Consider the following 13,933-nt stretch of genomic DNA (forward strand, 5'->3'; position numbering starts at 1 on the left):
CACCATGGACGACTTGAACCTCGCTCTCGACCTGGCCGACAGGGCCGACGCCATCACTCTCCCCCGCTTCCGCGCCAGTGACTTCTCCGTCGCCACGAAACCGGATCTGACCCCGGTGACGGAGGTCGATCGGGCGGTCGAGGCGATGATCTCGGAGGTGCTCGCCGCGCATCGTCCGGACGACGCGATGGTCGGAGAGGAGTACGGCAGCAGGGGCTCAGCGAGTCGGCGCTGGATCGTCGACCCGATCGACGGCACCAAGAGCTTTGTGCGCGGCGTTCCGGTCTTCGCCACCCTCATCGCGCTCTACGACGGCGAGAGCCCACTGGTGGGCGTGGTCAGCGCTCCCGCGCTCGGCCGCCGCTGGTACGCGGCCAGCGGCCAGGGAGCCTGGCGGAGAGCCGGCGGCGAGCCGGAGCGCATCCGGGTGTCGGGCGTCGACACACTGTCGAATGCATCGCTGTCCTACGCGTCGCTGAGCGGCTGGCTGCAGCGCGGGACGCGCGATCGCTTCCTGGAGCTCTGTGACGCGGTCTGGCGGACCCGCGGGTACGGCGACTTCTGGTCGTACATGCTCGTCGCCGAAGGTGCGGTCGACATCGCATGCGAACCCGAGCTCGAGCTCTACGACATGGCTGCGCTCGCTCCAATTGTCACCGAGGCCGGCGGCCGCTTCACCGACCTGACGGGAGTCGACGGTCCGTTCGGACCGAACGCCCTCGTCACCAACGGCAGGCTGCACGACGCCGTCAGGGAGTACATGTGATGCCCGACCTGCAGCGTGCACCACTCTGGCATCACATGGCTGAAGCGGCCGGCCTGGTCCGCGCCGACGGCACGATCGGGGAGACGATCTTCGGTCAGATGACCCAGCTGGCGCTCCAGCACGGAGCGGTCAATCTGGGTCAGGGTGCTCCAGGCACTCCGGCGCCGGACTTCCTGCTCGAAGCAGCCGACGCGGCGATGCGCGCCGGCTTCAATCAGTACGCGCCCGGGCAGGGGTTCCCCGAGCTCATCGCAGCCGTCGCCGAGCAGCGCGAACGTGAGCACGGGCATCAGGTGGAGCCGGAGAACGTCCTGATCACAGTGGGAGCCACCGAGGCGCTCACCGCGGCGATCATGGCGCTGGTTCCGGCCGGCTCCGAGGTCATCGTCCTCGAGCCCTTCTACGATTCCTATGCTGCGGCGATCGCCGCAGCCGGTGCCCGAATGGTCACCGTCCCGCTCCTGCCGAACGACGCGGGGTCATTCGCTCCCGACTGGCAGGCTTTCGAGGCCGCGGTCTCACCCTCGACCACGGCGATCCTGGTGAACACGCCGCACAATCCCACGGGAGCCGTGCTGCCTCTCGAGCACCTGCAGCGGATCTTCACGGCAGCGCAGCGAGCGGACGCCTGGCTGATCACTGACGAGGTCTACGAATACCTCGTCTACGGAGCGTCCCATGAGTCGATCGCCGCACACGTCGACGAGCCGGAGCGGGTCGTGACGATCTCCTCCGCCGGCAAGACCTTCAACGTGACCGGATGGAAGATCGGATGGGCAGTCGCGGCACCGGCAGTGCGGGAGGCGATCCAGAGCGTCAAGCAGTTCCTGACGTTCACTGCCGGTTCGCCGTTCCAACCGGCGGTCGCCCAGGCGCTCAGAAGCCGACTCGACTTTCCGGTGGCGAACCGGGACTCGCTCGCAGATCGCCGCGACACCCTGCTCGCCGCGCTGCGACAGGTGCCGGGGCTGACGGTGCGAGAGCCGGCCGCCGGGTACTTCGCTCTCGTCGACTTCGCATCAATCACCTCGGAGGATGCCCTGACCCTGAACGAGCGGATCACCCGCGACTTCGGGTTCACGGGCATTCCGGTCGCGAGCCTGTGCCGCGCGGGCTCGGTGACCGCGGAGTACTACCGATCGACCATCCGCTATTCCTTCTGCAAGGCCCCCGCCGAAATCGAGGCAGCCGCGGAGCGGATCGCGAGTCTCGGGACTGCGATCGCTGCCGGAACCTTCACCCCGGAGCATCACCGACCCAAGCACTGAGCCCTCGCTCCTCGGGGCGGGACCGCAGAGGTCCTGGGGGCGACGCACCGCCGCTGGCGGTGAGGGCGCCGGCATCCGCAGTGGATGCCGGCGCCCTGTCCGGATGAGAACCATGAATGACGAAAGGCTCGGAACCAGACTGGTTCCGAGCCTTTCAGCAGTGGCGGGGGAGGGATTTGAACCCTCGACCTCCGGGTTATGAGCCCGGCGAGCTACCGAACTGCTCCACCCCGCGGCGACAGATATAACTATACGTGAACACTGGGTTGCGGCCAAATCGCCGGTGAGTGACCTTGCTAACACCGCCGGCGCTCCCCCGCCGGCCGCTGCCCGCGACCGCCCGCCCGACTGCTTCGAGCCCGCTTGCCCCGTCCCCGTCTGCCCCGTCCCCTTCGAACAGCGAAGAAGCACGATCCCGAGGTGGTGCCCCGCCTCGGGATCGTGCTTCTCGGACTGCTTCAGCGGTCAGCGGGCTGTTCGGATCACGGCTGCTGCTCCTCCGCGGGCTGCTCCTCGGCCGGCTGCTGACCTTCAGCGGGCGCTTCCGTCTCTGCCGGGGCCGCCCCACCGTCGGCGCCCTCGGCGCTCATCGCGTCCTCCAACGCCTGACGAAGCCTCTCCTGGGCCTCACCGTAAGCCGCGAAGTCCCCGTCGCGCAGTGCCTGATCGGCGTCCTCCATGGCTTGGCGAGCGGCGTCGAGCGCCTGCTGCAGGTCGCCGTCGGCAGTCGCCTCACCGTCTTCGCGTCTTCGGTGCTTCCAACGGCCCCCTCTTCGTCTGCCGGGCCGGCCTGCCCGGCATCTCCGGCCTCCACTCCGGAGTCTCCCCCGAAGACCTGGTCGAGCGCCTCGTCGAGGGTCGGTGCGAACCCGATGTCCTCGCCGAATGCGACGAGCACACGCTGGAGGACCGGGTAGGAGGTCTCTCCGGCAGACCGGACGTAGACCGGCTGCACGTACAGCAGGCCGCCGGCCACCGGCAGAGTCAGCAGGTTGCCGTTCTGCACCTCGGACTCGCCCTGACGCAGCAGGTTGAGGCTGGTCTGGATCTCCGGCTCGGTGTTGAAGTTGTTCTGCGCCTGACCCGGACCGGGGAAGGTCGTGTTTCGCGGCAGCTGCAGCAGCCGGAGCTTGCCGTACTCCTCGCTCGGCCCGCCTTCCTCTGATCCGGCATCGGCCGAAGCTGCCAGGAAGCCGGTGAGGTTGTTCCGCGTCTGCCCGTTCGTCGGCCGCGGAATGAAGGAGGAGGTCAGCGAGAACGAAGACTGCTCCTGCGTGGGCATCCTCAGCGTCAGGTAGTAGGGCGGCTGCGTCAGGTTGCGCTCGGAGCTGACGGTCGGATCCAGCGGCAGCGTCCAGAAGTCCTGGCCGGTGTAGAACGCGTTGGCGTCGCTGACGTGGTACTGGGTCAGCAGCGAGCGCTGCACCTTGAACAGATCCTCCGGGTACCGCACGTGGCTCATGAGATCGGCGCTCATGTTCTCCACGGGCTGGATGAGCCCCGGGAAGACCTTCATCCAGGTCTGGAGGACAGGGTCGTTCTGGTCCCACTCGTAGAGGTCGACGGAGCCGTCGAAGGCATCAACGGTCACCTTGACGGAGTTGCGGATGTAGTTGACCTGCTGGGGCGGCAGCGCCTGAGTGGTTCCGCCGAGCTCCGTATTCGAATCCTGGGTCGCCTCCTGGAGCACCTGCGGAGTCGAGTACGGGTACTCCGCGGAAGTGGTGTAGGCGTCGATGATCCACTTGATCTTGCCGTCGACGACGGCCGGGTAGGGATCGCCGTCGACCTCGAGGAACGGCGCGACCTTCTGCACACGATCGCGGGGGTTGCGATCGTAGAGGATCTGGGACTGCTCGTTGAGGGCGTCCGAGAGCACGATCTGCTCGTCCTGGAACTTGATCGCGAACAGCAGGCGGTTGAAGAAGCTGCCTACCGAAGGGCCGCCGTCACCCGCGAAGGTGTTGTACACCTGAGCGGAACCGTCCTCGCCGTCGGCGGGATAGTCGATCTCCCGGGGAGTCGAGCCCTCCGGGGCTCCGACGATCGAGTAGCGCGGCGACTGCTCTCCGAAGTAGATCCGAGGCTCGTACTCGCCCAGCTCGCCGGTCGGCGGGATGTTGGCCTCGAGGAACGCGGGCTGCCCGTCCGCGCCCTGCCGATTGCCGTACGCGGCCACCACTCCGAAGCCGTGGGTGTAGACGACAGCCTGGTTGATCCACGACGAATCCGCCTGCGAGCCGGGATTGAGCTCGCGCAGGGCGATCACGGTGTCCTCGACCTGACCGTCGATCGCGTAGCGGTCGACGTCCAGCTGCTCGGGGAAGCCGTAGAATGCACGCTGCTGCTGCAGCTGCCTGAAGGTATCGGAGACGAGAAGAGGATCGAGCAGACGGATGGACGCCGCCGTCTCCGCATCCTCTCGCAGCGCACCCGGTTCGCCCTCGGTAGACGGCTGATAGGGAATGATCTCGACGTCGTCGATCCCGTACGCCCGCTGCGTCCCGTCGATATTGCGCTGGATGTACTCGTTCTCCAGGTTCTGCTCGGACGGCTGCACCTGGAACTGCTGAACGGCGGCCGGCAGCCCGATGATCGAGATGGCGCCGAGGACGACGAGCATGATCACGGACACCACCGACAGCCGCCAGATGTCGACGAAGGCGTTGGCAGCGAACAGCACCGCCACGGCGACAGCGGCGAGCGAGACGACGAGCATCGCAGGCAATGTGATGTTCGCGCTGGTGTAGGTCGCGCCCGTGACGATTCCGCCGCTGTTGGTGAGGTTCTCGTAGCGGAGGATGAACAGCCGTGCGGCCTGGATCAGCAGCAGCACCGCCGCGGTGACGGCCAGCTGGATCTGCGCAGTGCGCGTCAGGTGGATTCCGCGCTCCTCACCGGGACGGATGCCGCCGAACAGGTAGTGCCCGACCAACGAGCCGAGGAAGGCCAGCAGCGACACCATGCCGAGGAAGTCCAGCGCGATGCGCAGCACCGGCAGGGTGAAGACGAAGAAGGAGACGTCGAACCCGAAGTGCGGATCGGTGACCCCGAACTGCGTGGAGTTGAAGAACTTGAGCACTTCCTGCCACGCCGCCGACAGCGCGATGCCGCCGAGCAGGCCGAGGACAGCCGGAAGCGCGATCGTGATCACCCGACGCAGCGGTTCGACCGCCTCGCGGTAACGGTCGAGATTCTCCTGCCGAGGAGTCACCGGAACGTAGATCGGCCGGTTCCTGTGCGCCAGCCACAGACAGAGCCAGACCGGCACTGCCATGACGAGGAATCCGATGACGAAGAGGACCGCCTTCGAGATCCATTCGGTTGTGAACACCGGCAGCATGCCCAGCTGATCGAACCACAGCAGCTCCGTGAAGACCTGCGCGAAGAGGACGAAGAGCACTAGAAGCACTGCGACCGCGATGATCGTCAGCACGAGGGGCGAGGGTTTCTTCGACTTCGGTTCTGTCGAGTGCCCTCCGGTAGAGGCCGCGAACGTCACACGTTTCCTTTCCTGGCGCCAGTGGTCATCGCTGCTCGTCCCCGCCTGTGCAGGAAGGCAGCTCATCGGTCCTGTCCGCGGCGATGTCCTGCACCGCGGCATGTGCGTCTGAGAGAGTGTCGATGCTCACGACGGTGAGCTCCGAGGAACCTTGGGCCTCGAGCACCTCTGCGCAGTTCCCCGCCGGGGACAGGAAGTACTCGGAGTCCGCGTCTGCGGCGGCGACGACCTTCTGCCGGGCACCGCCGATCGGCATCACTGCGCCTTCAGGGGTGATTGCGCCGGTGCCGGAGATCGCCTTGCCGCCGGTGAGGTTGCCGGGAGTCAGCTCGTCGATGATCGCCAAGGCGAAGATGGTGCCTGCCGACGGACCGCCGATTCCGTCGACGTTGAAGGTGACTTCGAAGGGGAAGTCGTAAGCCTGCGACATCGTCACACCGATCATCTGCTGCCCGTGGATATCCGCCGGCTCCAGCTCGACCTCCAGGTGCTCACCCTCCCGCTGGAGACCGAGGATCACGGTATCGGCACCGCGGACGGTGTCGGCCACTGTCTGCGCGGCGGCTTCGTCGCCCCCGATCGGCTCACCGTTCACGCTCACGATGTGATCGCGGGCCTGCACCTGTCCGTCCGCCGGAGAGCCGGCGACCACCTCGGACACGGCGATCACCGAGTCGTACTCGATGCCGAGCTCGCCGAGAGCGGCCGCGGTGGCGGTGGCCTGCGATGAGGCCATCTCGGCGGAGTTCTGGCCGGTGACGTCATCGCGGGTCGTAGTCAGCGGGTAATAGGCTTCCGTCGGCACGACGGTGTCGCTCGGCGCAACGACCGAGCGCAGCACCTGAGAGGCGTTGAGGCTGCGTTCGGGCCCTCCGGCCACGGCAACCGTGAGCAGGTTGAGTTCGCCGTCGGCCTCGTAGGTCTCCGTGCCGCTGATCGTGATGAGCTCTGTGCCGTCCACCTCGTCGAGGGTGTTCACGACCGGCCCCGGCATCTGGATGAGGTAGGGAACCGGGATGAGGGCGGCGACGATCACGAGAGCGTAGGTCAGGATTCCGGACACGACCGCACCGTCGTGCCGCCTCCGAGGCCTCTTCCCGGAGATCTCGGGACGGGACCCGGCAGACTCGCTCACGTGGTTCCTTTCGATTTGACTCTTTAGAAGTGTAGTCCACCCGTTTCCTCCCCCGCGAATTGCCGCCGATCGCGCCTCCGACCGGACGGGTGGCCGTGTGAGCCGGGCCCGATTCAGCCGACAGCGGATACCCGGATCACCGTGGCCCGTTCGGAAGGTTTGGACAGCTTGACTCGTTACGCTTCTGACAAAGCATCGATCGACTGAGGACTTGGCATGACCGATAAGAACCGCGATCCAAACCAGCCGGACGACAACAACGACCCGCTGGGCAACCTCTTCGGGATGTTCTTCGGCCCCGGAGGCCAGTTCGGCGGATCGTTCGGAGGAGGCTCCGGCTCCTCGGGCGGCGCGCAGGGCCTGCCGTTCGATCCCGCCATGCTCGGGGGGATCATGCAGCAGCTGCAGGGCATGCTGACCGGAGGATCACAGACCGGTGCGCTCCGAGCTGCCGAGCATCGTATTCCGAGTCCGGACCCGGCAGTCACCGATGACGTGTCGCGGGCCTCCGCCGACGCGTTCCGGCTGGCCGAGCTGTGGCTCGAGAACGTCACGGACCCGGCGGTCGGAATCGGGGAGGCGCAGGCCCTGACCCGCAGGCAGTGGGTCGAGCAGACCTATCCCGGATGGCGGCGCCTGCTGAGCCCCATCCAGTCGAATATGTCGAACGCGCTCTCCTCGAGCATCGCCGAGCAGGCCCCCGAGGAGCTCAAGCCGATGCTGTCCGGAGCCGGCCAGATGTTCACTGCGATGAGCGATTCGATGTTCAGCATGCAGCTGGGAGAGGCGCTCGGGACCCTCTCGGGAACGGTGCTCACCGGAACCGAGTTCGGATTGCCCCTGTTGGAGGACTTCCGACCCACACTCGTCGAGGCGAACATCAGCGGTGCCGCCGCCGAGTTCGGCGTCGAGCCGACGGAGCTGCGCATTTACCTGGCAGTCCGCGAGCTGGCACTCCTGTGGCTGTTCAAGCGCGCCCCGTGGCTGGTCGGTCATCTGGAGACGGCGCTGTCGAAGTACGCCGCCGGCATCGAACTCGACCTCGAGCGGATCCAGGGCCTGGCCGGATCGATCGATCCGAGCAACCTCGAGCAGCTCAGTGAGGACATCCGCCAGGGAATGTTCAATCCGCAGCCCACGGAGGCTCAGCGGCAGGCGCTCGAGAGCGTCCAGAACCTGCTGTCGGTGATCGCGGGCTGGGCCGATGTCATCTCCTATCAGGCATGCGCGCCCCTCGACGGCCGCGACACGATTCGCGAGGCGCTGCGCAGCCGCCAGGTGACGGAGGGGGCCGCAGATCGGACGTTCTCCGAGCTCGTCGGCCTGCAGCTCACCCCGGCCCGCATGCGGGATGCCGCATCCCTCTTCTCATTCCTCGAACAGTCGGAAGGCCCTGAAGCGCGGGATGCGGTGTTCACCCATCCGGATCTCCTGCCGACGACCCAGGATCTCGACGATCCGCTCGGCTACCGCGAACGCCGCCGGCAGGAGTGGAGCGCCGATTCCTCGATGGATGCAGCGCTCGCGCGCCTGCTGGCAGAGTCGGCTGAACAGGACGACGCCGCGGGCGATCCGGATGCCGCCGTCGACGAGACCGGCGAGCCGGGCGAGACCGGCGGGGACTCCGATTCCGACAATGATGACGACGCGGGGTCCGGGAGCGGCACCGACCCGTCCGCATGAGCAGGCTGGAAGCGTTCAGCGCCGATATCGCCGCTTGGCCCGCCCCCGGCGCTGATGGCATCGCGCTGCAGGCCGCCTCAGCCGGCTTTCTGGAGCGTAGCGGCCAAGCGGTTCTGAGCAGGGACGGAGGTCCCGAGCATTTCACCGCGAGCTGTGTGGTGTTCGATCCGGATTCCCGCCACGTGCTGCTCCATCATCATCGGAAGGCCGATGCGTGGGGACAGTTCGGCGGGCACGTCGAGGACCGGGATGCGTCGTTCCGCGACGCCGCCCACCGGGAGTGCCTGGAGGAGTCGGGTCTGAGCTCCCTCCTCTGGCTCTCCCCTGTCCCGGTCGACATCCATGTGCACGAATTGGCGGGGGCGTTCGGCAGCTGCGCGATTCACCGTGACGTCGTCTTCGCAGGCTTCGCATCGAGGACCGCGGCGACCGCGGCGTCGGCCGAATCTCACGAGGTTCGGTGGTTCCCGATGCACGCTCTGCCCGCGGAGGTCATGCCGGACCTGCCGGGGCGGCTCCCGTTCCTCCTGACTGCAGCCGTTGCCCGGCGAGAGCAGCGGCCTCCCCGTACCCGAAGCCGCTGAGGAAGTCCTCTGCTCGTGCGGCCTGCGGGTGCCGCTGAGCCAGGGCGTGGAACGCCCGCGAATGGTCCGGCACCCGCAGATGGGCCAGTTCATGGACCAACACCGTCTCGAGCACCCAGCGGGGAACTTCGCGGAGCCGGTCCGAGACCCGGATCATGCCGGTCACCGAGGTTGCCGAGGCGAAGCGCTGGTTCTGGTTCGACACCCACGTGACGGACGACGGGGCGATCCCGTCGTCGAAATATCGCTCATTGAGCTCAGCCGCGAGCGCCTCGAGCTCTGCGTCGCCGCGTGGCGCCATGTCCGCGCGCCGCTGCAGCCGCGCGATGAGGGCTCCGATATCCGCGGCGTTGCGGGTGACGTCGAACCGGGCGGGTACGGCGACGACGTATCCGCCATGGCTTCGGCTGACGGATATGGTCTTCTTCCTGCGCGCCGAATGCTTGACGGCGATCGTGCCGGCGGACACCGCGGCCAGGACCTGTTCGGAATTCATGTCTGAGAGCCTAGCGCCGAGCACGGACACGGACTTTCTGCCGGTATTTTTTCTGCCGGGCATTTCCACACACCGTTCGTGCGCCCCGCACCGATCTGACCGGGTCCGATCCTCATGCAGGGCTCCGAGCGCGCCGCCAGGTTGCACAGCTTCATCCACAGCCCCTTGCCCGTGGTTCGCCGACTTATCCACACTTCATCCACAGCATGGTCCGGGAAGCATGTTGACGGGCTCGGTCGCAGCCGCATAACTTGAGGAGTCAGACCCCCGGAAAACCCGGGTTTCATGGGCAAGGGGAAGGCCCATGAGACTCCGCGCGCGGCTGGGGGCGACGCACCGGGCGGGACCCGAGCGGGCGACGGATCGATCCATCGCCGATCGCTCGCGCTCCTGCCCGGTGTGTGTCTCCACAGCGTTTTCCACAGGACTGGATCGGCGCTGTCCTTCCCCTGGGCCCGACGGTAGCGTCCGGACCAGGAGGTGGATGGCAGATGTACCAGATCTTTCATTCCGTGCCCGTGGTGTGGCGCAGCGACCGCTGTGTGCAGTTCGGGGTGGACGAGCCCATCCTCATCGACGGATTGACGCCGCAGGATGCTGAGCTGATCTCCGTCCTGCGCATGGGAATCGGCATCGAGGATTTCTTCGATCGCGCAGAGCATCTGGGTGTTTCGGCCTCCCGCGCGTCCTCGCTCCTGGCGCTTCTCGACGAGGCGGGCGCACTCGTGCCGGTCAGCACCTCCTCCGCCGCCCGCCGTCCGACCGCCCATGTCGATGCCTTCGCCGCCGACCGCGGTGCTGCACCGGCTGTCATCGCCGAGAGCCTCGCCACCACCAGCGTGCTGACTGCCGGGCCCCTGGCCAGGGCGCTGCTCCCCCACCTTTCAGCGACAGGCTTCGAGGCGACGTCGATCGAACGGGCGGAAGACGCGCTGACCTTCGCCGCGCCTCTGGTGATGCTCACCGGCGTCTGGGTCGAAGACGCGGTCACGGCGGGCTTCCTCGTCGAACACGGACTGCCGCATCTGCAGCTTGTCGTCGGGCAGTCCCAGGCGTCGATCTCCCACGTCGTGGTTCCCGGGCTGACTCCGTGCACCAAGTGTGCGATCATCCACCGCACCGACGAGGACGCCGACTGGCTGCTGGCATGGAGGACACTGTGGCGCCAGGCGCCGGCCCCTGCCCGCACCGACCCGGTGCTCGGCAGCCTGGCCCTGGCACTGGCGACAGCGGTCGTGCGCAACCATGTGCTCGGCGTGCAGCCGGAGCCCATGGGCGTCACAGTGACGCTGCCGAGCGGAGCGGTCAGCGAATCAGCTGCGGAGTTCCACCCGGAATGCGATTGCAGGATCCCAGTGCCGGGAGAGCTTCACGCCTCAGCGTGAGTCTCGGTCAGCGGTGCGGCCGCCCGCATTCTGCCCGCTCCCGTCCCGCGTGCTCGGATCGGAGACCGCGCCGCGTGCCCGTGTCCTCACGAGCTCCACGATCTCGGCACCGAACTGCTCGAGCTTGACCGAGCCGATGCCAGGCACGCGCTGCAGCTGCTCGGCTGTCCGCGGGACCACCTCGGCGACTGCGTTGACGGTGGCAGTGGTGAGGACCATGTAGGGCGGCACGCTGAGCGCCTGCGCACGCTCCCGCCGCCACTCAAGCAGTGCGGTCAGCACCTGCTCATCGGCCTGACCGGGGCAGTCCCCGCAGCGTCGCAGCCGCAGCTCCGCCTCCTGCACCAGCACTCGACCGCAGCGCTCGCACCTGGGTGACTCCGCCGACCGTCGGGCGGCTCGCATCGGGGAAGTGACCCGCCTCGGGGCGGCACCGCGCATCTCGCTGACGAAGCGCGAGGGCGAACGCCGCGACTGCCGACCCTCCTGCCGGGCAGTCGACCAACTCAGCGAGAGCTCCGTCCGAGCGCGTGTGATGGCAACGTAGAACAGCCGCCGCTCCTCCGCGACTCCCGCCGGAGTGCGCGCATAGCTGATGGGGAACAGGCCCTCGGTCAGTCCCACAAGGTGGACGCTCTCCCATTCGAGGCCCTTGGCCGCGTGGACGGAGGCCAGAGTGACACCGTTGACCGGGGGCGCGAACTGGTGCTCCTGCCGGTCAGCCAACTCCGACAGGAAATCGGCCAGCGGCACCGGCAGCTCGGATCCCTCCTGCAGAGCGCGGGCCAGGTCGACGATCGCGTTGAGGGATTCCCACCGCTCGCGCACCGCGCCGGTTCCGGCGGGCGGCACCGGCGCCCACCCGATCGCGTCGAGGACGTCTCCGACGATCTCGTGCAGCGGCCCCACTCCCCTCGACGCCCCGGACGCCCGCAGCAGTGCGATCGCCTCCTTCACCTCGCGTCGGGCGAAGAATCGCTCACCGCCGCGGAGCACGTAGCTGATGCCGCGTCGTGCCAGCGCATTCTCGAACGCCTGGCTCTGACCGTTCGTGCGGAACAGCACGGCGATGTCAGCGGCCCGTCTGCCGGCAGAGATCTCCGCGGCGATCGCGGCGGCGACGGCCTCCGCTTCGGCCTGGTCGTCGACGTACTCGGTGCAGCGCGGCTCAGGCCCACTGCGTCCCGTGCTGCGGAGCACGAGCGGGTTGCGCCCGGTGTGGTTCAACACACTGTTGGCAGCGTCCACGATCTGCTCGGTCGACCGGTAGTTGCGCACCAGGGCGATGCGGGACGCGCCGGGCAGCCGCGACCCCAGTCGCAGGAGAAAGGAGTCGGTGGCTCCGGCGAAGGTGTAGATGGTCTGCGCCGGATCACCGACCACGCAGAGCGAATCGCGCCGGCCGAGCCACCGCATGAGCAGGTCGTACTGCAGCGGAGAGACATCCTGGAACTCGTCGACGACGAAGTGGCGGTACTGCTCGTGCACACGGGCCGCGATGTCCTCTCGGGTGGCGAGCGCTCCGGCGAGCACGAGGAGGATGTCCTCGAAGTCGAGCAGGCGCCTTCGCGTCTTGATATCGCCGTATGCCCTCATCACGCGGACCATGCCCTCGGCGTCGATGCCCTCCGGCAGCTCCCGTCCGACCGCCTGCCGGCCGTAATCGTCGATGCCCAGGAGCGACACCGCGGCGTACTCGATCTCGGCTGACACGTCACGGACCGTCTCGCGTTCGACGTCGTAGCCGACCTCTGCCATCGCCTGGGAGACCGCGCCTGCCTTGTGGCTGAGCAGTTCCGGGAACGGTCCCTCTGCGAACGAGCTCCAGAAATAGCGCAGCTGGCGGAGCGCAGCGGAGTGAAAGGTGCGTGCCTGCACCCCGGGCACCCCCAGCGTGCGCAGCCGTGATCGCATTTCGCCTGCGGCTTTGGAGGTGAAGGTCAGTGCCAGCACGTGGTTGACAGAGAAGGCGCCCGTCGCGACTCCGTAGGCGATGCGGTGAGTGAGAGCGCGGGTCTTGCCAGTGCCGGCGCCGGCCAGTACCACCAGCGGACCGGAGACGTGCTCGGCCACCTGCCGCTGCTCCGGGTCGAGCGACTCCAGCAGAGCGGTGGCCGACGCGGATTCAGCTGTCATGAACCGGCGGTCAGCCAGCTCGAGAGGATCTGCCCGGCGATCGAGACTTCACCGGGAACTGCGACCGACCCGGCCTCAATTTCCGCGAGCAGCTCCTGGCGGGTGAACCAGCGCGCGGCGAACAGCTCTGCGCCATCGGGGCGGAGGTCCAGAGAGGTTGCCTCCGCTGTGAACCCGAGCATCAGCGAGGACGGGAACGGCCACGGCTGCGAACCCATATAAGCGGGCGACTCGCACAGTACGCCGGCCTCTTCCCAGACCTCCCGGATCACCGCTGCCTCCAGGGTCTCCCCCGGCTCCACGAACCCGGCGAGCAGCGAGTACCGGCCTTCCGGCCACTGCGCATTGTTGCCGAGCAGGATTCGCTCCGTGCCGTCCGGGGACGTGTGCACGACTGCCATGATCACGGCCGGATCCGTGCGGGGGAAATGCTCGCTTCCCGTGCCCGGATCGCGTCGGACCCAGCCGCCGTTGACCACCTCGGTGGGTGAGCCGTTCCGAGGCGAGTGAGTGTGGGTCCGGTGCCAGTTGCCCACTGCGACGAGGGCGCAGGCCAAGCCCGCATCGACATCATTGAGCTCGGTGGCGATCTGCCGGAGGCCGAGCCACGTGGGTTCGGTGACATGGATGCCGGAGGGCGAGTCGAGGAAGTCCTCGGCATCACGGTCCCTGTCACGGGCAAGGCGCTGATCAACCGCGGTTCGGCCCTCGTCGTCGAGGTCGATGCCGATGTAGTCCCGGCCCTCGGGGTCGATGCCCAGGTAGATCTGGGTTCCGCCGGGCGGCACGTCTGCAGGACTCACGGTGAACAGGCGACCGGCGGCCACCAGCAGGTAGCCCCGGTGGGAGAGCACGCCGACGGTTCCGCTGCGAGCCCAGACGTCGGACAGATCGCCGTCAGTGCCCCGTGACAGATGGTTGCGCCGCACGGCGCTGCGGCTGAGGCTCGCGGGCGGCAGGAGTGGTAGAGGGATCATG

Annotated in this window: 9 protein-coding genes, 1 tRNA gene and 1 pseudogene; 5 read left to right on the forward strand and 6 right to left on the reverse strand. The window is 67.6% G+C overall.

Annotated features, from left to right (window positions below):
* The first annotated feature begins 4 nt into the window (after positions 1-4).
* Positions 5-766 (forward strand): histidinol-phosphatase, encoded by a 762-nt coding sequence (hisN, locus tag LXN01_RS08200; RefSeq protein ID WP_236864178.1) that lies wholly within the window; start codon positions 5-7, stop codon positions 764-766.
* 35 nt (positions 767-801) lie between these two features.
* Positions 802-2,034 carry an aminotransferase class I/II-fold pyridoxal phosphate-dependent enzyme gene (locus LXN01_RS08205; RefSeq protein WP_236864179.1) on the forward strand — a complete coding sequence of 411 codons (1,233 nt, stop codon included), beginning with the start codon at positions 802-804 and terminating at the stop codon, positions 2,032-2,034.
* Between the two features lie 161 nt (positions 2,035-2,195).
* Here LXN01_RS08205 and LXN01_RS08210 read toward each other — a convergent pair.
* From LXN01_RS08210 to LXN01_RS16330, 3 genes and pseudogenes are all read right to left on the reverse strand, one after another.
* Positions 2,196-2,269 (reverse strand) — tRNA-Met (locus LXN01_RS08210).
* A gap of 247 nt (positions 2,270-2,516) precedes the next feature.
* Positions 2,517-5,536 (reverse strand): annotated as a pseudogene (locus tag LXN01_RS08215) (UPF0182 family membrane protein).
* A 25-nt stretch (positions 5,537-5,561) separates the two neighbouring features.
* Positions 5,562-6,671 (reverse strand): YlbL family protein, encoded by a 1,110-nt coding sequence (locus LXN01_RS16330; RefSeq protein WP_236864180.1) that lies wholly within the window; start codon positions 6,669-6,671, stop codon positions 5,562-5,564.
* 216 nt (positions 6,672-6,887) lie between these two features.
* On the opposite strand from LXN01_RS16330, the gene LXN01_RS08225 reads away from it, so the two are divergent.
* Complete coding sequence (locus tag LXN01_RS08225; protein ID WP_236864181.1) at positions 6,888-8,354, forward strand: zinc-dependent metalloprotease; 1,467 nt, start codon at positions 6,888-6,890, stop codon at positions 8,352-8,354.
* Complete coding sequence (locus tag LXN01_RS08230; protein ID WP_236864182.1) at positions 8,351-8,938, forward strand: NUDIX hydrolase; 588 nt, start codon at positions 8,351-8,353, stop codon at positions 8,936-8,938. Before LXN01_RS08225 ends, LXN01_RS08230 begins: the two co-directional genes overlap by 4 nt.
* Here the strand turns inward: LXN01_RS08230 and LXN01_RS08235 are convergent.
* A complete protein-coding gene (locus tag LXN01_RS08235) occupies positions 8,847-9,434 on the reverse strand; it encodes a M48 metallopeptidase family protein (protein WP_236864183.1) in 588 nt (195 codons plus the stop codon). The genes LXN01_RS08230 and LXN01_RS08235 overlap by 92 nt on opposite strands.
* A 491-nt stretch (positions 9,435-9,925) precedes the next feature.
* On the opposite strand from LXN01_RS08235, the gene LXN01_RS08240 reads away from it, so the two are divergent.
* Positions 9,926-10,819, forward strand: coding sequence for a hypothetical protein (locus LXN01_RS08240; RefSeq protein ID WP_236864184.1), 894 nt, complete (start codon positions 9,926-9,928; stop codon positions 10,817-10,819).
* Here LXN01_RS08240 and LXN01_RS08245 read toward each other — a convergent pair.
* Both LXN01_RS08245 and nudC read right to left on the reverse strand, forming a co-directional pair.
* Positions 10,811-12,955, reverse strand: a complete 2,145-nt coding sequence (locus tag LXN01_RS08245) for an ATP-dependent DNA helicase UvrD2 (RefSeq protein WP_236864185.1) — start codon at positions 12,953-12,955, stop codon at positions 10,811-10,813. The two genes, LXN01_RS08240 and LXN01_RS08245, sit on opposite strands and share 9 nt — an antisense overlap.
* Complete coding sequence (gene nudC, locus LXN01_RS08250; protein WP_236864186.1) at positions 12,952-13,932, reverse strand: NAD(+) diphosphatase; 981 nt, start codon at positions 13,930-13,932, stop codon at positions 12,952-12,954. The genes LXN01_RS08245 and nudC overlap by 4 nt, the downstream gene beginning before the upstream one ends.
* Between the last annotated feature and the right edge of the window lies 1 nt (position 13,933).

The sequence above is a fragment of the Brevibacterium daeguense genome (assembly GCF_021729135.1).
GTDB classification, from domain to species: domain Bacteria; phylum Actinomycetota; class Actinomycetes; order Actinomycetales; family Brevibacteriaceae; genus Brevibacterium; species Brevibacterium daeguense.